This is a genomic window from Aeromonas sp. Y293-4, from assembly GCF_027705905.1.
GTDB lineage: Bacteria > Pseudomonadota > Gammaproteobacteria > Enterobacterales > Aeromonadaceae > Aeromonas > Aeromonas veronii.
On the sequence record NZ_JAPDCI010000008.1, the window covers coordinates 98,157 to 116,628 of the forward strand.

The following is an 18,472-nucleotide window of genomic DNA, read 5'->3' on the forward strand; positions in this document are numbered from 1 at the left end:
GCACAAATCATTTGACAATATGTGGTTGGAAGGGCATATTTCCGGGCCTTTTCAATACACTCGCTAAGACAGTTTTAGGAGTTTTACCTTGGCTAACATCAAATCTGCTAAGAAGCGCGCTCTTCAGTCAGAAAAACGCCGTCAGCACAACGCCAGCCGTCGTTCCATGACCCGTACCTACCTGAAGAAAGTCATTGCTGCTATCGCCTCTGGCGACAAAGCTGCTGCGACTGCCGCTTTCGCTGTTGCTCAGCCGATCATGGATCGTATGGCGACCAAAGGCCTGATCCACAAGAACAAAGCTGCTCGTCACAAGAGCCGCCTGTCTGCCCAGATCAAAGCTATGGCTTAATCAGCTTCTGCTGATCAAAGCTGAAAAAACCGGCCTTAGTGCCGGTTTTTTATTTATCTGCGCTGCAATAAAGTCGATGCAGCAAACTGATCATTTCACGCACCTCATGGCTGCGCAGTGAATAGTAGACCGTCTGGGCCTCTTTACGCGTCGTCACCAGCTCATCCCGCCGCAGCAGCGCCAGATGCTGTGACAAGGCCGACTGACTCAATCCCAATCGCTCGTTGAGCTCCCCCACTGACAGTTCGCGCTCCAGCAACTGGCACAGAATAAACAGTCGCCGTTCGTTGGCCAGCGCCTTGAGCAAGGCCACCGCTTTACTCGCATTGGCTTCCATCTCTTCAAGTTGCATCACATCTCTCCTCTACCACTGATCGCCGATGATACGTGGTGACGGGTCGTTTTAAAACGACAGGGTGGCCGGCTGGATAGCGGAGAAGTTCTCCTGGCCGGAAAAGAGAAAGGTAAAATCGCTCTCGCAGACCCGCTTCACCGCCGGATGCTGGATCATCCGCTCGGCGAAGATGACGTAATACTCCTCCATCAGATCCTGGGTTTCCCCGATCAGCATCACCCCCTCCCCCTCGAGGATCTCCTCCCGATAGATGGTGGGAGCCATAAAGATGCCCTGATTGAAGAAGCCAAACGCCTTCATCAAGGCGGCATCATCAAACTCGCCAAGAATGCTGGGAGAAACCCCCTGCTGCTCGAACCACTGGGTCAGCTGACGCCCCATGGCGGTACGGCGACCGGGGATCAGTAGCTTGCGCTCTTCCAGACAGGCGGGAAAGGGCTTTTCGGGCAATGGCGCCTTGCAGAAGAAGCTGACGCCACAGCCGCCCAACCGCTTGGAGAGCAGCCCCGCATGCTGGCTGGAGTCCACTGGACAGTCGGAGAGGATCATATCCAGCTTGTGTTCGCTCAGCTGCTCCAGCAGCAGTTCGTGGGTCGATTCGAAACAGCGCAGATGGATGGAACCATCATTGGGGATGACAGAGAGAAGCACGCGGCTGGCAAGGCGCTTGGAGAGGGCATCGGCGATGCCGACGTCGAACAGGATCTGGCTCTCCTTGCGGTAGTTGACGATATCGAGCATCTCGTAGGAGAGGCTGAACATCTTGTCGGCATAGCGAAACACCAGCTGGCCCAGCTCGGTCGCCTCAAGAGAGCGCCCCTTGCGTTTGAGCAGCTTGCCCCCGAGGCGCTGCTCCAGCAGCTTGATCTGACCGGTGACGGTTTGCGGGGTCAAAAAAAGGGCTTCCGCTGCCTGGGTAACGGAGCCCTTCTTCTGAGTCATCCAGAAATAGTAGAGATGGTTATAGTTAAGGTGTGACATCCGATGGGGTTCCCGCTTGACGCGGACTCCGGTAGCAGCTGAGTTCAACCGCCAGAATGTCATACATGTCGCTAACCGAGTCAACCTTGTTCGCGCCAAACTGCTCCATCAGAGTGGCCTTGAGGCGTGCCTTGTCCGGCATCCGATCAGCGCAATAACGCTTGTTGGAGCGCTTGACCATCTCGCCAGCCCGGCTGCTTAGCGCCCGCTCGGAGAAGGTCTCGCCAAAGCGCGCCTTGGCCTGCTTGTCCCCCAGCAGCAGGGCACTGTCTACCACCCCGTTCAGATAGGCAGAGCAGTTCGCCGAAGCGGCGTCCTGCTTGCAATCCTCCAGCCCGCCGGCCCATGCCGCTGGGCTCAACAACAGCATCAACAACCCTATATGCAGCTTCATAGTCCCTCCGTACTCTGTTCCCCTTCTCCCTTGGGAAGGGCCATGCGCAAGGCCAGATAGCCGACTACCGCCGCCATGGTGGAGCCCACCAGGATCCCGAGGCGAGAGTAGCTGCCATAATCCAGCCCACCGTGCTCGAAGGCGAGCGACGCGATAAACATCGACATGGTGAACCCGATGCCACAGAGGATGCTGACCGCAAAAATCTGCTTGAAATTGACCCCGGGCGGCAACTGGGCGATGCCCAGCTTGACCGACAGCCAGCTGATGGTGAACACCCCGAGCGGCTTGCCGATAAACAGTCCCAGCATGATCCCCATCGGTACCGGACTCAGCAGGGAGGAGAAACCAATCCCCTCCAGCGATACCCCTGCGTTGGCAAAGGCAAACAGCGGCAGGATCAGATAGGCACTCCAGGGGTGCAGCTGATGCTCCAGATACTTGAGCGGCGAGGCGTAACGCTTGCCGTTAAGTGGGACCATAAAGCCCACTACCACGCCTGCCAAGGTCGCATGGACGCCAGACTTCAGCACCGCAACCCAGAGCACCAGACCAACCAGCATGTAAAGGCTGATCCTGTCCTCACCACGGCGATTCATCCAAAGCAGAGTGAGGGTTGCCAGAATACCGATGGCCAGCGCCTCAAGCGACAGCTGCTGGGTATAGAAAAGCGCGATGATGATGATGACACCCAAGTCATCCATGATGGCCAGCGCCAGCAGGAATACCTTGAGGCTCACCGGCACCCGCTTGCCAAGCAGCGCCATCACCCCGAGGGCAAAGGCGATGTCGGTCGCAGCCGGAATCGCCCAGCCAGCACGTGCCACTTCGTCCGAGTAGTTGAAAAAGGCATAGATCAATGCCGGAGCCAGCATGCCGCCCACCGCCGCAATAGCCGGAAAAGTCGCTTGCACCCGAGAGGAGAGCGCCCCCTCCAGCATTTCACGCTTCACTTCCAGACCAACCAGCAGGAAGAAGATCGCCATAAAGCCATCGTTGATCCAGAGCAGCAGTGGCTTGTTGATGTCGAGGGCAGCGATGCGCACCTGCACCGGCGTGTCGAGAAACGCCTGATACCCGCCAGCCAGCGCGGTATTGGCTAAAATCATTGCCAGCATGGCAGCCATGATCAGAATAATTCCGGAGGCGGCCTCCAGCTTCAGGAACTTTTTGATTACGTCACTCATGGTTAAATTTTCCACCGTATTGCTTTGGTTTGAGTCTATCCCTTGCAACAACCAATGGAAAATCGTTTCTTGCTGCTCAATACAACGAAAAAACCGAAAGCAAAATAGAACATACCTGCTATAAGCAGGTTTTTCCTCGTCTCTGGCTACCGTCTTATTAATCAATAAAATGAATTTTCAATTATTTAACTGCATAAAAAAGGCGCCCTGAGGCGCCTTGCTATCAGATGGCGACGGGCGCCTTGATGCCGGGATGGGGGTCATAACCCTCGATCTCGAAATCCTCGAACTTGTAATCGAAGATGGAGTCAGGTTTGCGCTTGATCACCAGGGTCGGCAGCGGGCGCGGCTCGCGGGAGAGCTGCAAGGCTGTCTGCTCCATGTGGTTGGAGTAGAGGTGCACATCACCGCCAGTCCAGACGAAGTCACCCACTTCCAGATTGCACTGCTGGGCCATCATGTGGGTCAGCAGGGCGTAGCTGGCAATGTTGAACGGCAAGCCGAGGAACACATCACAACTGCGCTGGTAGAGCTGGCAGGAGAGCTTGCCGTCCGCCACATAGAACTGGAAGAAGGCGTGGCAGGGAGCCAGCGCCATCTTGTCCAGCTCGCCCACGTTCCAGGCAGATACGATGATGCGGCGCGAATCAGGGTTGTGCTTGATGTCATCCACCGCCTTCTGGATCTGGTCGATGACAGACCCGTCGGCCGCAGGCCAGGAGCGCCACTGAGCGCCGTAAACCGGCCCCAGATCGCCATTCTCATCGGCCCACTCATCCCAGATGCTAACGCCGTTTTCCTTCAGATAGGCGGTATTGGTATCGCCATTGAGGAACCAGAGCAGCTCGTGAATGATGGAGCGCAGGTGGCACTTCTTGGTGGTCACCAGCGGGAAACCTTCCGCCAGATTGAAGCGCATCTGATGGCCGAACAGAGAGACAGTACCGGTGCCGGTACGGTCAGACTTGACGGTCCCCTCATCGAGGATTTTCTGCATCAGGTCGAGATAAGCTCGCATTATTTCGCCTCCTTCACGGCATTACCGAACAACTGCGAACGCTTGTAGGCGGCCCAGATCATCAGGGCACCGGCGATAATCATCGGGGTGGAGAGGATCTGGCCCATGCTGATCTCCTGAAAGTAGAGACCGAGCTGGCTGTCTGGCTGGCGGACAAACTCCACCAGGAAGCGGAACAGGCCGTAGAACAGCAGGAACATGCCGGAGATGGCACCGCGCGGCGGGTTCTTGCGCCAGAACAGGTTGAGGATGATGAACAGCACCACCCCTTCCAGCGCGAACTGGTAGAGCTGGGAGGGATGACGCGGCTCGGGGCCGGCCTCCGGGAAGATGATGGCCCAGGGCACATCGGTGACCCGGCCCCACAGCTCGCCGTTGAGGAAGTTGCCGATCCGGCCGACGCCGAGACCAAACGGAATGAGCGGTGCCACAAAGTCGGCCACGGTGAAGAAGTGGCGCTTGGTCTTGTGGGCAAACCAGATCATCGCGGTGATCACCCCGATCAGACCACCGTGGAACGACATACCGCCGGTCCAGATCTTGAACAGGTAGGTGGGATCCGCGAGGAAGAGATCGAAGTTGTAAAACAGCACGTAACCGACACGGCCACCGAGGATCACCCCGAGGAAGCCGTAAAACAGCAGATCCGACACCTCGTTGCGGGTCCAGCCGCTGTTCGGTGCATCGGCGCGACGGCCGGCAAGCCACATGGCAAACGCGAAACCGAACAGGTACATGAGACCATACCAGCGTACCGATAGTGGTCCCAAACTGAATGCTACGGGATCAATCTGCGAGAAAACCCAATATCCATCGTGCTGCATATGCGGCCCCAGTCAAAATAAAAGCCGCATTTTCCGATCATTCGTCAGCAGGGACAAGGCATGATTATCAATCACTCTGTTTCGATTTATGACCGGCTCGCAGCAAACCGCCCAAACCATGCTCCTCCAGATAGCGGGCAAACAGGCCGCGCAGTACGTGGGGGTTGTCATGTTTGAGGCCATCGGCCATCAGTTCGGTCAACTCGCTCAGGGTGGATTGACGCAGCACGTACTTGATCCGGGCGATGTTGTGGGTGTTCATACTGAAGCGGCGATAGCCCATGGCCAGCAGCAGCAACACACCAACCGGATCACCGGCCAGCTCGCCACAGACCGACACCGGCTTCTGGTAACGGTGGGAAGCATCAACCAGCTGTTGCAGGGCGCGGATCACCGCAGGATGGAAGGCATCGTAGATGTTGGCAACCCGGGAGTTGTTGCGATCTACCGCCAGCAGGTACTGGGTCAGGTCGTTACTGCCCACCGACCAGAAGTCGATGAGCGGCGCCATCTCCGGCAAGATAAAGAGGGCTGAGGGCACCTCGATCATCACCCCAAGGCTGGGGTAGCGGATCACCGCATCGCGGCTTGCCGCCTCTTCCGACACCTCTCGCCACGCTTGATCCAGCAGACGACGGGAGGCCTTGATTTCGCTGACGCTGCTGATCATCGGCAGCATGATGGCCAGATTGTCCAGCCCTTCGCTGGCCCGCAGCATCGCCTTGAGTTGCACCAGAAACAGTTCGGGGTGATCCAGGGTGATCCGGATCCCCCGCCAGCCAAGGAAGGGGTTTTCCTCGACGATGGGGAAATAGGGTAACGGCTTGTCGCCGCCCACATCCAGCGTCCGCATGCAGACCGGCCGGTTGCGGTAGGTCTCCAGAATGCCGCGATAACGGGCTGTCTGCTCCCACTCTGAGGGGAAGCTCTCCTGCAGCATAAAGGGGATCTCGGTGCGATAGAGGCCCACCCCGTCCGCCAGCTGGTTGAGGGAGATCTCGGTATCAGCACTGAGCCCGGCGTTGAGCAGCAGGGATACCTTGGTGCCGTCGGCCGTCTCGGATGGCAGGTTGTCGGCACTGCGCACCAGGGTATCGAGTGCCCGCTCTTCATTGAGCAACTGACGATACTCGGTCAGGATCACCTGATTGGGTTCGATGAAGAGATCGCCGCTGTAGCCATCGACGACCAGCATGCGACCGCCGATGTCGCCGAGGGGCAGATCGACCCCCATGATGGCGGCGACCCCCATGGCGCGGGCCAGAATGGCCGCGTGGGAGTTGGTCCCCCCCTTGAGCGAGACCACCCCGGTCAGATACTCGCGAGGCACTTCTGCCAGAATGGTGGCGGTCACCTCGTCGGCAACCAGCACCACCGGCTCACCGATGGAGATATGTTCCGGCTCATTCTGCACCAGTCGGCTGATCAGCCGCTGGGCAATATCCTTCACGTCGGTGGAGCGCTCCTGCAAGTAGGGATCCTTCATCCCCTTGAACTGCTCGATCAAGCGATCACTGATCAGCTTGACCGCCGAGACCGCAGTCCAGTGCTCCTTGCTCACCTTGTTGCGGATCGGCTTGATATAACCGGGATCGCTGAGCAGATGGAGGTAGATATCGAAGATCGCCACCGAATCCTGGCTGTAGCTCTCGCGAAAACGCAGCGCCAGACTCTCCAAGTCGTGCCGCACTTCCTCAACCGCCAGCTCCAGCCGCGCCAGCTGGCTGGCATGGTCTTCATCCTTGCGCGGGGTAATGGACGAGAGCGCCTTACGGGGCCGCCACACCCAGGCCTTGGCCATGGCGATACCGCTGGCACCGGCAATACCGCGCAGCGGCTTGCTCCAGTCGGTCTTCTGCAACCACCCCTTGGCCTGCGCCTGGGCAATCCGCGCCGCCAGCTGGGCCGCCAGGGTGACCATGAAGGACTCTTCCCCCTCATCGAAGCGGCGACTCTCCTTCTGCTGCACCACCAGAATGCCGACCACCTGACGCTGGTGCATGATGGGTGCACCGAGGAAGGAGCGGAACGCCTCTTCGGCGACATCGGGCAGGAATTTGAAACTGGGATGCGTGGGGGCATCAGCCAGGTTGATCAGCTCTTCCCGCTGACCCACCAGACCGACGATGCCCTGCTCGTAGGGCAGAGTCACCTTGCCGACTGCGGACGGGGCCAAGCCGTCGGTAGCCGCCAGGAGATAGCGGCGCACCTCGGGTTCCGAGACATAGACGGAGCAGCAGTCCACTGCCATGGCGTGCCGGGTCTGGCTCACCAATGCCTGCAAGGCCTGCTCGAGGGTATTGGCCTCGGCCATGCTCTCGACGATACGTCTCAGTTCCGTTAACAACTAATCTGTGCTCCTTAACGGGCGCGATTGCGTCGCCCATCCTTCTTGTTGACCTGTACTGCCGGCACTGGCATCGCCAGCGGGGCAAACTCTTTCATGACCCGGCGATAAACCTCCCGCTTGAACGAGACGACCTGACGCACCGGATACCAGAAGCTGACCCAACGCCAGTCGTCAAATTCGGGATGGCCATGACAGCCGAACTGGATCCGCGACTCCTTGCCCGAATTCAGCTGTAACAGGAACCATTTTTGTTTTTGGCCAATACAGACCGGTGAACTGTCCCAGCGGACAAGACGTTTGGGTAAACGGTACTTTAGCCAGTTACGACTGGTGGCCATGATGGTCACATCTTCGGGCTTGAGGCCAATCTCCTCATACAGCTCTCGATACATGGCCTGCTCTGGCGTTTCACCATCATCAACCCCCCCCTGCGGAAACTGCCAGGAGTGCTGCCCATAGCGTTTAGCCCACAACACTTGTCCTTCACGGTTACAGATCACGATACCGACATTGGGACGAAATCCGTCGCCATCAATCACGTGATCACCTTATAAAGGCTGAATCTATAAGGAGATTGTTCCACATTCACTCCGTGGCAGCAAACAAGGAGTGAATCCCCTGTTTCATGAATAACTTTCAATTTCAAACATACTTATAAACAAATCCAAGGATCCGCGCCCCCAAGTTGCCCACCCAGGCTGTGCATAAAGCTGTTAGCAAACGGGTATATACAGTACTTTTTAACTGTACGCGAAAAGTGCCCCTCCGTATCACCACGTGACATAAAATATAAAAAATCGTTATTTTTTATAAGCTTGAGATAAAACAACTGGATCTAGATCCATGTTCCCCCAAGAGTCAGATCCATGATCCGGATTGTGAACAAGTTCAACTGCTCAAAGATCCACCGCGGCGAAATTATCCACAGGAGTGGCACAATATCTACCCCGTTTACCCTGTAAAAATGGGGTGGCATTCACAATTTTTTGTAACATATCAGCGACTCCAACCACTTTCATCCACTTATCCAAGATTTCTGTGGATAACTGTGTGTAACATCATGCACAAACCCTTGGACAACTATTTCGAGGTCAAACCAGACCTGGCTTACTGCTCGATAAAACAGACAAAACCCTTTAAAATCATTACGATGAGCTGATAGCCCCCAAATTCTCTGCATTTGATCTTATCCACTCAGGATCGGTTATAAAAACAGCGATCCTTCTCGGGATCCTCCCCTGTTAGAATATGGCGAGCAAGATGGAGCCAAACATGCCAAGCAATCCCCAATCCGAGCAGGAGTTATTGAGCCGCGCCTATGCCATGGCCGGCTTCACGCTGGCGCAGCTGGCCGCCGAGGCTGGCGTCGCGGTGCCCAACGATCTGCGCCGTGACAAGGGGTGGGTCGGTCAGTTGATCGAGCTGCAACTGGGGGCCAGCGCAGGGAGCAAGCCGGAACAGGACTTCCCGGAGCTGGGGATCGAACTCAAGACGATCCCCGTGGATCCTCAAGGCAAGCCGCTGGAGACCACCTTCGTCTGTGTCGCCCCGCTGATCGGCGTCAGCGGCCAGCGCTGGGAGGAGTCAAACGTACGCAACAAGCTCTCCCGAGTGCTCTGGATCCCGGTGGAAGGCAGTCGCGAGATCCCGGTTGGCGAGCGGCGGGTCGGCATGCCGCTGATGTGGAGCCCGAATGAAGAGGAAGATCGGCTACTGCGTCAGGACTGGGAGGAGCTGATGGACATGATAGTGCTGGGAGAAGTGGAGCAGATCAGCGCGCGCCACGGCCAGGTGATGCAACTGCGGCCCAAGGCGGCCAACAACAAGGCGCTGACTCGCGCTATCGGCCGCGATGGTCAACCCATCATGACCCTGCCCCGCGGCTTCTATCTCAAGATCGACTTCACCCACAGTTTGCTGCAACGCTATTTTGCCTTGCCGACTTGATCTGCCTTATCAACATCTTTGTCATATGGTGGTATAAAAATAGACAGGAGCCATTTTTAACTCACAGACAAGGAGGCGTCATGCCACTGATCAAACAGTTTTTGAAGTCCAAGCCCGAGGTCAAGGTGACCTTTGCCGTAGAGAAAGAGGCGGCTGCAGGAGCGGAACAGGTGATGCTGATCGGCGAGTTCACCCAGTGGCAACCGGTCGAGCTGAAACGCATGAAGAGCGGCGAGTTCAAAGCCACCCTCAATCTGCCGACCGACGGCCCGGGATACTTCGAATATTGCTACCAGCTCATCACACCGGCAGGGGAAACCCTCTTCGAGAATGACTGGGCAGCGGATGACTATGTGCCAGGCCCCTTCGGGCGCGACAACTCGGTAGTTCGGGTCATCCAGTAACGGCTCCCGGATAGCCAATAGACGGATACAAAAAAGGCTCGCCATTGACGAGCCTTTTCACTACCTGTCGAGCTATTTGCCGACATACCGACACCAATTCGAATTGAATTAGTTGAGCTTCTCTTTGATACGAGCAGCTTTGCCGGACAGGTTGCGCAGGTAGTACAGTTTGGCGCGGCGAACATCACCACGACGCTTCAGTTCTACACTGTGGATCAGCGGAGAGTGAGTCTGGAATACACGCTCAACACCTTCGCCGTTGGAGATCTTGCGAACGGTGAAAGCAGAGTGCAGACCGCGGTTACGCTTGGCAATAACGATGCCTTCGAAAGCCTGCAGACGCTCTTTACCACCTTCTTTAACACGAACTTGAACACGTACAGTGTCGCCCTGGGCAAAAGCCGGGATGTCGGTACGCAGTTGCTCTTGTTCAAGCTGCTGAATAATCTTGCTCATTGTCTTTCCTTACCTAGGATAAACTGAAAACTCTACTTAACGCTGTCACGCACTTCGCGGACATACTCGGCAAGAAGTGATTCTTGCTCGTCAGTCAGAGCTAGGTTGTTAATAAGTTCCGGCCTTCTTTGCCAGGTTCGTCCGAGCGACTGCTTGAGACGCCAGCGTCGAATCACTTCGTGATTGCCGCTTGTCAGCGCCTCGGGCACCGCCAATCCATCCAACACCTCCGGCCGAGTGTAGTGGGGATGATCCAGCAAGCCATCCGTAAAGGAGTCTTGCTCGGCACTGGCCTGATCGCCCAAAACCCCAGGGACCAGACGCGAAACCGCATCGATCAGGGTCATGGCAGGCAACTCGCCACCACTTAACACGTAATCCCCGATAGACCACTCTTCGTCGACTTCGGTTTGTATCACGCGTTCATCGATACCTTCGTATCGACCGGCTACCAGAATCAGTTTCTGATTCCTCGCCAACTCGGTTACGCCCGCTTGAGTCAGCTTGCGTCCCTGAGGAGAGAGATAGATGACTTTCGCCCCGTCTCCCGCCGCTTGCTTGGCTGCATGAATCGCGTCACGCAGCGGCTGAACCATCATTAACATGCCGGGCCCACCACCATAAGGACGATCATCGACCGTACGGTGTTTATCGTGGGTAAACTCCCGGGGGTTCCAGCACTCAATCTGCAGCAGGCCACTCTTGACGGCCCGACCCGTTACCCCGTGCTCGGTAATGGCTCGGAACATTTCAGGGAAGAGGCTAATAACCCCAATCCACATAAGAAACCTCCGGCACCCGTGTTAGCGCGGGAAACTAGAAACCAGGATCCCAATCAACTTCGATTGTTCGAGCAGTCAGATCAATATTCTTGATCACCTGCTCTTCCAGGAACGGAATCAACCGCTCCTTTGCACCAAAGGCATCTTTTACATTGGCCTCAACCACCAACACATCGTTGGAGCCGGTTTCCATCAATTCGGTCACCTTGCCCAGGTCGTATCCCTTGGTGGTCACCACGGAGCAACCAATCAGGTCACGCCAGTAGAACTCACCTTCAGGCAACGCAGGCAACAGATCGGCGGGTACGCCAATCTCGACATTGGTCAATGCCAGGGCATCTTCGCGCACATCGATACCATCGAGTTTGCAAATCAGACCCTTGTTGTGACGTTTCCAGGATGAAACCCGGATTTCACGCCACGCCCCGTTCTGATTAATCAGCCAGGGGTTGTAATCGAAAATCGCTTCGGCAACATCGGTGAAGGAGTTCACTTTAAGCCAGCCCTTGATGCCATAAACGGTACCCAGGGTGCCCAGAACTACAGGTTTTTCCACCTTAACTCCTTACCGTTGGGCTGATTAAGCAGCTTTTTTAGCGTCTTTGATCAGCTTGGCAACGCGGTCAGAAACAGCGGCACCAGTAGCAACCCAATGCTCGATACGAGCCAGGTCCAGGTTCAGCTTTTCAGCTTGACCAGCAGCAACCGGGTTGAAGAAACCAACGCGCTCGATGAAGCGACCGTCACGGGCGCAACGGCTGTCAGAAACTACTACCTGGTAGAACGGACGCTTTTTCGCGCCACCACGTTGTAAACGAATGGTTACCATATCGTCCTCATTAACATCTAATGAACAAGGCCCGCAAACACGCGGACCCTAGCTTAAAATAAGCCGCGTAATTCTACTTGGATTCGTAATAATTGCAACCAAGCCAGCCATTTTTTGCGCAGAGCAACAATGAAAAGGGGCCTGCCGCTGCAGACCCCCATCAACACGCAGGCCGGATCAGAACGGGCCGCGACCGCCACCGAAACCGGGGGGCATCATGTTCTTCATCTGGCTCATCATCTTGCGCATGCCGCCTTTACCGGACATTTTCTTCATCATGCGCTGCATCTCGGTGAACTGCTTGAGCAGCTTGTTCACATCCTGCACCTGCATGCCGGAACCTGCGGCGATACGGCGTTTGCGGGAACCCTTGATGAGATCGGGGTGGGCACGCTCCTTCGGCGTCATGGAGCTGATGATGGCCTCCATCCGCACAGTGAGCTTGTCATCCATCTGATCTTTCACGTTATCCGGCAGCCCGGACATGCCGGGCAGCTTGTCGAGCATGCCCATCATGCCGCCCATGTTGCGCATCTGGGCCAGTTGCTCGCGGAAATCCTCCAGATCGAAACCCTTGCCGCTCTTGACCTTGCTGGCCAGCTTGGCCGCTTTCTCTTTATCGACGTTGCGCTCGACCTCTTCGATAAGAGAGAGCACATCGCCCATGCCGAGGATGCGTGAGGCGAGACGATCCGGGTGGAACGGCTCCAGCGCATCGGTCTTCTCACCCATACCGATAAACTTGACCGGCTTGCCGGTGATATGGCGCACCGACAGGGCGGCACCACCACGGGCGTCACCATCCGCCTTGGTGAGGATCACACCGGTAAGCGGCAGCGCTTCATTGAACGCCTTGGCGGTGTTGGCGGCATCCTGGCCGGTCATGGCATCCACCACGAACAGCGTCTCGACCGGCTTGATGGTGGCATGCAGATCCTGAATCTCGGCCATCATCTCGCTATCGACGTGCAGACGACCGGCGGTATCGACGATCACCACGTCATAGAATTTCTTGCGCGCCTGATCGATAGCGGCGGTGGCGATATCGACCGGCTTCTGGCTGGCATCGCTCGGGAAGAAGTCGACGCCGATGTCGCTGGCCAGGGTCTCCAGCTGCTTGATCGCCGCAGGGCGATAGACGTCGGCACTGACCACCAGCACCTTCTTCTTGCTGCGCTCTTTGAGCAGCTTGGCCAGTTTGCCAACCGTGGTTGTCTTACCGGCACCCTGCAGACCAGCCATCAGGATGATCGCTGGCGGCTGGGCAGCCAGGTTGAGCTGTTCGTTGGCCTCCCCCATTACGGTGACCAGTTCACCGTGCACAATCTTGATGAATGCCTGGCCCGGGCTCAGGGATTTGGCCACTTCCTGCCCGACTGCGCGCTCTTTGACACGCGCCACGAAATCACGCACGACCGGCAGGGCGACATCCGCCTCGAGCAGCGCCATGCGGACTTCACGCAGGGTTTCCTTGATATTGTCTTCGGTCAGGCGACCACGGCCACTGACATTGCGCAAGGTGCGCGAGAGTCGTTCAGTCAAATTCTCAAACATGACGCATTCCGGTTCTTGGCGTAATAAATTGGGGGCATTATAACCCAGAGCGGGCGCGAGGACGATTATTCACCGCACCGCAGCAGCAGGGACCTTCTCCCTATATATGGGCAGATCGACCGTTGCACAACTGGCGAGCACTTCTCGTGCAAGGTATACTGCCCCTCTTACCCTCAAAAGCTTGTGCAACAACGACCTGGTTATGATCGTAATCTCTGTTCTGGCCCTGGCGTTTTATCTGCTGGCCATCATCGCCTCCCTGCATCTGTTACTGAGCGCCAAGCCGGTGGGACAGCGCTCCCTGTTTGCCTGTATCGGATTGGCCCTGATCGCCCATGCCAGCGCCCTCGGTTCAGAGGTATTGCAGAGTTACGGCCAGAACCTGAGCATGCTCAACGTTGCCTCGCTGGTCAGCCTCATCATCAGTTGCTTCATGACCTGCGTAACCCGCCGCTTCAACGGCTGGATCCTGCTGCCGGTAGTCTACAGCTTCTCGGCACTGTTGCTGGCTGCCAGCGCCTTGATCCCTGGTCGCTACATAACCCATCTGGAGGCTCATCCCCAGCTGTTGCTGCACATCGGCCTCGCCCTGATGGCCTACTCGGTATTGATGATCGCCTGTCTGTTTGCGCTGCAGCTCGCCTGTCTGGACAAGCAGCTTAAATCGAGAAAAATCAGTAATCTGCCAGCCATGCCGCCACTGATGACGGTGGAGAAACGACTGTTTCAGTTGATCTCTGCAGGGGTGCTGCTGCTGACACTCTCCATCGCCTCCGGCCTCTTCTTCCTCGAAGATATGTTCGCCCAGGGCAAGTCTCACAAGGCAGTGCTCTCCATCCTGGCATGGTGTGTCTACGTGTTGCTGCTGTGGGGTCATCACACCTATGGCTGGCGCGGCCGTAAAGTCATCACACTCAGTCTGATTGGCAGCTTCATCCTGACTCTTGCCTACTTTGGCAGCCGCTTCGTCAAAGAAGTGCTGTTGAGCTGACACCTATACTCTTTTAGCCATACCATCCAACAGGAGCCCTTTTTGGACAGCATCTCAACGAGTACATTACTGATTGTTCTCGTTATCTTGATCCTTCTTTCCGCCTTCTTCTCCAGTGCCGAAACCGGCCTGATGTCCATCAACCGCTACAAACTGCGGCATCTGGCACAGACCAAACACAAAGCCGCACGTCGCGTCGAGCAACTGCTCGCCCGCCCCGATCGCCTGCTGGGACTGATCCTGATCGGTAACAATCTGGTCAATATCCTCGCCTCCGCCATCGCCACCATCGTCTGCATCCGGCTGTTTGGTGATCTCGGGGTCGCCATCGCCACCTTCGGCCTGACCCTGGTGGTACTGGTATTCGGTGAAGTGACCCCCAAGACCCTGGCCGCCATGTTTCCGGAGAAGATCGCCTATCCCGCCTCCTGGATCCTCAAGGGGCTGATGGTGCCGCTCTCGCCGCTGGTCTGGCTGATCAACGGCATCACCAGCGGCCTGCTCAAGATGCTGAAGATCAATACCAACAAGGATGACTCCCTCAACACCGAGGAACTGCGCACCATAGTCAATGAGGCGGGTAACCTGATCCCCCAACGTCATCAGGAGATGCTGCTGAGTATTCTGGATCTCGACAAGATGCTGGTCGAGGACATCATGGTGCCGCGCAGCGATATCTACGCCATCGACATCAACGATGACTGGAAGAGCATCCAGCGCCAGCTGGCCCACTGCGCTCACACCAAGATCCTGCTCTATCGCGACAATATCGACGACGTTGTCGGATTTTTACACGCGCGCGATGCCCTGCGGCTGGTAGCCAGGGACCAGTTCAACAAATCGAGTTTGTTGCGGGAAGTGGACGAGATCTACTTCATTCCGGAAGGAACGCCGCTCAACGTGCAGCTGGCCAAATTCCAGCGCAACAAGGAGCGAATTGGCCTGATCGTCGACGAATACGGCGACATTCAGGGGCTAATCACTCTGGACGATATTCTGGAAGAGATAGTGGGCGACTTCACCACCTCCATGACGCCAGCGCCGAGCGACGAGATCCACCCCCAGTCAGATGGTTCTTATCTGGTCGAAGGCTCAGCCAATATTCGTGAGCTGAACAAGGAGATGAATTGGCACCTGCCCATCGACGGCCCGCGTACCCTCAACGGTCTGATCCTCGAATATCTGGAGGAGATCCCCCAGCCCAACATTGGGATCCGGCTGGCCGGTTATCCTATCGAGATCCTCGATGTGGAGAACAACATGGTCAAGATGGCGCGGATTATGCCGGCATCGTACCGGGCGGAGTCGGATTCGCAAGATTGAAAAAGGGCTGCCAGTGGCAGCCCTTTTCTATTGCTCATCGTCATCATCCGGCTCCAGCACCAGCGTCGGGATCAACTCGCCAAACACCCGTTGCAACTCGTCGCGGTTGGCCAGCAGGTCTTGCAGCGTATAGCTGTCCATCACTGCCAGAAACGCATCCATCGCCTCTTTCAGCGCACTCTTGAGCAGACAGACAGAGACGATGTGGCAAGCGGGCGAGCCGCAGTCAATGCCGTCCAGATTGCCTTCCAGCGCCCTGATCACCTGCCCGATATTGATGGTGGCGGGATCGCAAGCCATGCGAATACCGCCATTCTTGCCCCGCTGGGATTGCAGATAGCCCAGCTTCACCAGCTGATTGACCACCTTCACCATGTGGTTGCGGGAAACACCATACAGGGCCGATACCTTGGCAACGCTCGACAACTCCCCTTCCGGCAGGGTGGCAAGATAGAGCAGGGCTCTCAATCCAAAATCTGTATAACTGGTTAGTCTCATAAAACCTGATTAGCGCGATGCGAAAAGTGGAGTATTGATTCAAATCAAATAAACATCTAGGATGCCACTTATTAAATGACATTTTATATGTTCAATTAGAACGAGGCCCCTATGCTAGATCAAACCACCGTTGCCGTCATCAAAAGCACTATTCCGCTGCTCGAATCGGCAGGCCCTGCCCTCACCCAGCACTTCTACCAGCGGATGTTCAGCCATAACCCGGAGCTGAAAGACATCTTCAACCTGGCCCACCAACGCAGTGGCGGCCAGCCACTGGCCCTGTTCAATGCAGTCGCCGCGTATGCAAAGAATATCGACAATCTGGGAGCGCTCGCCGGTGCGGTCGAGCGGATTGCGCACAAACATACCGGATTCCTGATCCAGCCGGAACAATATCACATTGTAGGTAGTCATCTCTTGGCCACGCTCAAAGAATTGGGCGGAAGTGCGGTCACCGACGAGGTGCTGGAGGCATGGGGCAAGGCGTATGGCGTGCTGGCCGACATCTTCATCGGCCGCGAGCGGGAGATCTATCAGGAGAAGGCCAATCAGGATGGTGGCTGGCAAGGAACCCGCACCTTCATCATCAAGGAGAAGCTAGCCGAGAGCACCCTCATCACCTCCTTCCTGCTGGCACCGGAAGATGGTAAGCCAGTGTTGGCCTTCAAACCGGGCCAATACCTCAGCATCAAGCTGGTTCACCCCGAGCTGGAATATCAGGAGATCCGCCAGTACTCCCTCTCCGATGCCCCCAACGGGCAGGACTACCGCATCAGCGTCAAGCGTGAACCGCAGGGTCAGGTCTCCAATCTGCTGCACGATCACCTGCAGGCGGGTGACAAGATCGAGGTGATGCCCCCTACCGGCGATTTCTACCTGAAAGCCGACAGCCAGACCCCGGTGGTACTGCTCTCAGCCGGTGTCGGCGTGACGCCGATGATGAGCATGCTCAACCAGCTGCTGGAAAGTGCTCATCAGGCCGAGATCACCTGGCTGCACGCCTGCGAACAGGGCGCTGTACACGCCTTCCGGGAGGATATTCAGCTAAAATACCGCCAGCATCCCAACTTGCTGAGCCGGGTCTGGTATCGGGAGCCGGAGGCCAGCGATGTACAGGGTGAAGATTACGACCTGGCCGGCACCATGGATCTGACTGCCGTGAAGGAGCGCATCACGCCAGAGGCCCACTACTACTTCTGTGGCCCTGTCGGCTTCATGCAAGAGATCAAGCGGCAGCTGCTGGCGGCTGGGGTGCCAGCGGGGCAGCTCCATTACGAAGTTTTTGGCCCCCACCAAGATCTCTAAGGCGCAGGCAGCCATATAACAGAGGGAGGCTCCGGCCTGTCATGGCACGGCGGCTGGAACCGGACCCACAGGTGCAGACCTGTGGGTCATTTTTTTGGATCAGTGCATCGCCTTGGCGCGGGCCACCACGTTGGCCGGCATCCGGTTGCCAAGACGGTTGAGCAGACTCGCCGCCTTCTGGTGCAGCGCCTTGTCACCTATGACGGAGCCATGGAGCCAGCGATAGGCGTCCTCATAATCGAGCGGACTGCCCATCCCCTGCAGCAGCATCTCGACCCACTCGATGCGGGCCCGCAGAAAACCGAGGCTGGCCGCCTCGCGCATCAGGGTCTCGGCTCGCACCAGATCCTTCTGCACCAAAGTTCCTTTCCAGTAGTAGCGGCCCAACTGCTCCAGCGCCGGCGCCAACCCCTGATTGGCCGCCTCCCACATATATTGCACCCCGATCTCGGCATTGGGTTTGGTACAGACACCCCACGCCAGCATATCCCCCCAGAGGAATTGATAGGCCGGGATCTTCATCACCGAGGCGCGCGCTTCGATATCCTGAGTCAGCTGACAGCGATCCTGCTTCACCTGAGTGAGGTGGCGCCCCTGCTCAATCCAGTTGAGCAGCTCGTCCTGACGATAGAGCGGCACCGCCTGCAACTCGCCTGTGGCCAGAGGTGCGGGAGGCGCAACCACAGCGGCAGGCTCAGCCGGTTTTGGCAGCGGCGCGGCCCCCTCACCACTGCTGGCAACGGGCGTGACCGGCTCGGCCGGGAGCAAGACGGGGACTGCCTCAGAGGGGGCTGGCGTAGCAGCAGAGACAGGCGCCGTTGCCACCGCAGCACTGCTTGCGGTCGGTGCCGATGCACTTGCTGCAGGCGCATCGCTCGATACGGCAGCCGATACCGCCTCGGCACCATAGAGGGGCGCGGTG

Annotated in this window: 21 protein-coding genes; 6 read left to right on the forward strand and 15 right to left on the reverse strand. The window is 57.1% G+C overall.

Annotated features, from left to right (window positions below):
* The first annotated feature begins 88 nt into the window (after positions 1 to 88).
* Positions 89 to 352, forward strand: coding sequence for a 30S ribosomal protein S20 (gene rpsT, locus OKC31_RS10980; protein WP_005308808.1), 264 nt, complete (start codon positions 89 to 91; stop codon positions 350 to 352).
* Between the two features lie 49 nt (positions 353 to 401).
* Here rpsT and OKC31_RS10985 read toward each other — a convergent pair whose 3' ends face one another.
* The 8 genes from OKC31_RS10985 to rppH all read right to left on the reverse strand — a co-directional run bounded on the left by OKC31_RS10985 (position 402) and on the right by rppH (position 8,000).
* Positions 402 to 704, reverse strand: coding sequence for an ArsR/SmtB family transcription factor (locus OKC31_RS10985; protein WP_013724128.1), 303 nt, complete (start codon positions 702 to 704; stop codon positions 402 to 404).
* Between the two features lie 51 nt (positions 705 to 755).
* The gene (gene nhaR / locus OKC31_RS10990) at positions 756 to 1,688 is read right to left on the reverse strand and encodes a transcriptional activator NhaR (protein WP_005340434.1); all 933 of its coding nucleotides are present in this window, start codon (positions 1,686 to 1,688) and stop codon (positions 756 to 758) included.
* A complete protein-coding gene (locus tag OKC31_RS10995; RefSeq protein WP_127006944.1) occupies positions 1,675 to 2,082 on the reverse strand; it encodes a hypothetical protein in 408 nt (135 codons plus the stop codon). Before OKC31_RS10995 ends, nhaR begins: the two co-directional genes overlap by 14 nt.
* Positions 2,079 to 3,269, reverse strand: a complete 1,191-nt coding sequence (gene nhaA / locus OKC31_RS11000; protein ID WP_236320071.1) for a Na+/H+ antiporter NhaA — start codon at positions 3,267 to 3,269, stop codon at positions 2,079 to 2,081. Before nhaA ends, OKC31_RS10995 begins: the two co-directional genes overlap by 4 nt.
* Positions 3,270 to 3,492: 223 nt before the next feature.
* Positions 3,493 to 4,287: a thymidylate synthase gene (gene thyA, locus OKC31_RS11005; protein WP_005340427.1), complete on the reverse strand. Its 795-nt coding sequence runs from the start codon at positions 4,285 to 4,287 to the stop codon at positions 3,493 to 3,495.
* Positions 4,287 to 5,111, reverse strand: a complete 825-nt coding sequence (gene lgt / locus OKC31_RS11010) for a prolipoprotein diacylglyceryl transferase (RefSeq protein WP_247823905.1) — start codon at positions 5,109 to 5,111, stop codon at positions 4,287 to 4,289. The genes thyA and lgt overlap by 1 nt, the downstream gene beginning before the upstream one ends.
* A 67-nt stretch (positions 5,112 to 5,178) precedes the next feature.
* Positions 5,179 to 7,458, reverse strand: coding sequence for a phosphoenolpyruvate--protein phosphotransferase (gene ptsP / locus OKC31_RS11015; RefSeq protein WP_247823904.1), 2,280 nt, complete (start codon positions 7,456 to 7,458; stop codon positions 5,179 to 5,181).
* 14 nt (positions 7,459 to 7,472) lie between these two features.
* Positions 7,473 to 8,000 carry an RNA pyrophosphohydrolase gene (gene rppH / locus OKC31_RS11020; RefSeq protein ID WP_005340421.1) on the reverse strand — a complete coding sequence of 176 codons (528 nt, stop codon included), beginning with the start codon at positions 7,998 to 8,000 and terminating at the stop codon, positions 7,473 to 7,475.
* 733 nt (positions 8,001 to 8,733) lie between these two features.
* Between rppH and mutH the strand changes: the two genes are divergently transcribed.
* Both mutH and OKC31_RS11030 read left to right on the forward strand, forming a co-directional pair.
* Positions 8,734 to 9,408, forward strand: coding sequence for a DNA mismatch repair endonuclease MutH (gene mutH, locus OKC31_RS11025; protein ID WP_042059668.1), 675 nt, complete (start codon positions 8,734 to 8,736; stop codon positions 9,406 to 9,408).
* An 80-nt stretch (positions 9,409 to 9,488) separates the two neighbouring features.
* Positions 9,489 to 9,812 (forward strand): isoamylase early set domain-containing protein, encoded by a 324-nt coding sequence (locus OKC31_RS11030; RefSeq protein ID WP_270656974.1) that lies wholly within the window; start codon positions 9,489 to 9,491, stop codon positions 9,810 to 9,812.
* A 108-nt stretch (positions 9,813 to 9,920) separates the two neighbouring features.
* Here OKC31_RS11030 and rplS read toward each other — a convergent pair whose 3' ends face one another.
* The 5 genes from rplS to ffh all read right to left on the reverse strand — a co-directional run bounded on the left by rplS (position 9,921) and on the right by ffh (position 13,433).
* Complete coding sequence (gene rplS, locus OKC31_RS11035; protein WP_005313505.1) at positions 9,921 to 10,268, reverse strand: 50S ribosomal protein L19; 348 nt, start codon at positions 10,266 to 10,268, stop codon at positions 9,921 to 9,923.
* Positions 10,269 to 10,300: 32 nt separating this feature from the next.
* Positions 10,301 to 11,050, reverse strand: a complete 750-nt coding sequence (gene trmD / locus OKC31_RS11040; protein WP_247823903.1) for a tRNA (guanosine(37)-N1)-methyltransferase TrmD — start codon at positions 11,048 to 11,050, stop codon at positions 10,301 to 10,303.
* A gap of 34 nt (positions 11,051 to 11,084) precedes the next feature.
* Positions 11,085 to 11,606, reverse strand: coding sequence for a ribosome maturation factor RimM (rimM, locus tag OKC31_RS11045; RefSeq protein WP_005340394.1), 522 nt, complete (start codon positions 11,604 to 11,606; stop codon positions 11,085 to 11,087).
* A 24-nt stretch (positions 11,607 to 11,630) separates the two neighbouring features.
* On the reverse strand, positions 11,631 to 11,879 hold the full coding sequence (gene rpsP / locus OKC31_RS11050) for a 30S ribosomal protein S16 (protein ID WP_005340392.1): 249 nt from the start codon (positions 11,877 to 11,879) through the stop codon (positions 11,631 to 11,633).
* Between the two features lie 177 nt (positions 11,880 to 12,056).
* Positions 12,057 to 13,433 carry a signal recognition particle protein gene (ffh, locus tag OKC31_RS11055; protein WP_005340391.1) on the reverse strand — a complete coding sequence of 459 codons (1,377 nt, stop codon included), beginning with the start codon at positions 13,431 to 13,433 and terminating at the stop codon, positions 12,057 to 12,059.
* Between the two features lie 202 nt (positions 13,434 to 13,635).
* Here ffh and OKC31_RS11060 point away from each other — a divergent pair, with 202 nt between their 5' ends.
* Together OKC31_RS11060 and OKC31_RS11065 are read left to right on the forward strand one after the other, a co-directional pair.
* The gene (locus OKC31_RS11060) at positions 13,636 to 14,424 is read left to right on the forward strand and encodes a cytochrome C assembly family protein (protein WP_005340390.1); all 789 of its coding nucleotides are present in this window, start codon (positions 13,636 to 13,638) and stop codon (positions 14,422 to 14,424) included.
* Positions 14,425 to 14,466: 42 nt separating this feature from the next.
* A complete protein-coding gene (locus tag OKC31_RS11065; RefSeq protein WP_247823902.1) occupies positions 14,467 to 15,747 on the forward strand; it encodes an HlyC/CorC family transporter in 1,281 nt (426 codons plus the stop codon).
* A 27-nt stretch (positions 15,748 to 15,774) separates the two neighbouring features.
* Here the strand turns inward: OKC31_RS11065 and OKC31_RS11070 are convergent, their stop codons facing one another.
* Entirely contained in the window at positions 15,775 to 16,245 is a 471-nt protein-coding gene (locus OKC31_RS11070; protein WP_058057978.1) for an Rrf2 family transcriptional regulator, read from the reverse strand.
* Positions 16,246 to 16,356: 111 nt separating this feature from the next.
* Here OKC31_RS11070 and hmpA point away from each other — a divergent pair, with 111 nt between their 5' ends.
* Positions 16,357 to 17,550: an NO-inducible flavohemoprotein gene (hmpA, locus tag OKC31_RS11075; RefSeq protein WP_247823901.1), complete on the forward strand. Its 1,194-nt coding sequence runs from the start codon at positions 16,357 to 16,359 to the stop codon at positions 17,548 to 17,550.
* Between the two features lie 99 nt (positions 17,551 to 17,649).
* On the opposite strand, the gene OKC31_RS11080 is transcribed toward hmpA, so the two are convergent.
* A complete protein-coding gene (locus OKC31_RS11080) occupies positions 17,650 to 18,234 on the reverse strand; it encodes a tetratricopeptide repeat protein (protein ID WP_150390591.1) in 585 nt (194 codons plus the stop codon).
* Between the last annotated feature and the right edge of the window lie 238 nt (positions 18,235 to 18,472).

Excerpts from the sequence above, each read along its gene's own strand:
- OKC31_RS11060 (WP_005340390.1), top strand. The coding sequence starts at position 13,636 with ATGATCGTAATCTCTGTTCTGGCCCTGGCGTTTTATCTGCTGGCCATC.
- OKC31_RS11030 (WP_270656974.1), top strand. The coding sequence starts at position 9,489 with ATGCCACTGATCAAACAGTTTTTGAAGTCCAAGCCCGAGGTCAAGGTG.
- hmpA (WP_247823901.1), top strand. The coding sequence starts at position 16,357 with ATGCTAGATCAAACCACCGTTGCCGTCATCAAAAGCACTATTCCGCTG.
- lgt (WP_247823905.1), bottom strand. The coding sequence starts at position 5,111 with ATGCAGCACGATGGATATTGGGTTTTCTCGCAGATTGATCCCGTAGCA.
- rplS (WP_005313505.1), bottom strand. The coding sequence starts at position 10,268 with ATGAGCAAGATTATTCAGCAGCTTGAACAAGAGCAACTGCGTACCGAC.
- rpsP (WP_005340392.1), bottom strand. The coding sequence starts at position 11,879 with ATGGTAACCATTCGTTTACAACGTGGTGGCGCGAAAAAGCGTCCGTTC.
- OKC31_RS10985 (WP_013724128.1), bottom strand. The coding sequence starts at position 704 with ATGCAACTTGAAGAGATGGAAGCCAATGCGAGTAAAGCGGTGGCCTTG.
- OKC31_RS10995 (WP_127006944.1), bottom strand. The coding sequence starts at position 2,082 with ATGAAGCTGCATATAGGGTTGTTGATGCTGTTGTTGAGCCCAGCGGCA.
- trmD (WP_247823903.1), bottom strand. The coding sequence starts at position 11,050 with ATGTGGATTGGGGTTATTAGCCTCTTCCCTGAAATGTTCCGAGCCATT.
- thyA (WP_005340427.1), bottom strand. The coding sequence starts at position 4,287 with ATGCGAGCTTATCTCGACCTGATGCAGAAAATCCTCGATGAGGGGACC.
- nhaR (WP_005340434.1), bottom strand. The coding sequence starts at position 1,688 with ATGTCACACCTTAACTATAACCATCTCTACTATTTCTGGATGACTCAG.
- mutH (WP_042059668.1), top strand. The coding sequence starts at position 8,734 with ATGCCAAGCAATCCCCAATCCGAGCAGGAGTTATTGAGCCGCGCCTAT.
- ffh (WP_005340391.1), bottom strand. The coding sequence starts at position 13,433 with ATGTTTGAGAATTTGACTGAACGACTCTCGCGCACCTTGCGCAATGTC.
- nhaA (WP_236320071.1), bottom strand. The coding sequence starts at position 3,269 with ATGAGTGACGTAATCAAAAAGTTCCTGAAGCTGGAGGCCGCCTCCGGA.
- OKC31_RS11070 (WP_058057978.1), bottom strand. The coding sequence starts at position 16,245 with ATGAGACTAACCAGTTATACAGATTTTGGATTGAGAGCCCTGCTCTAT.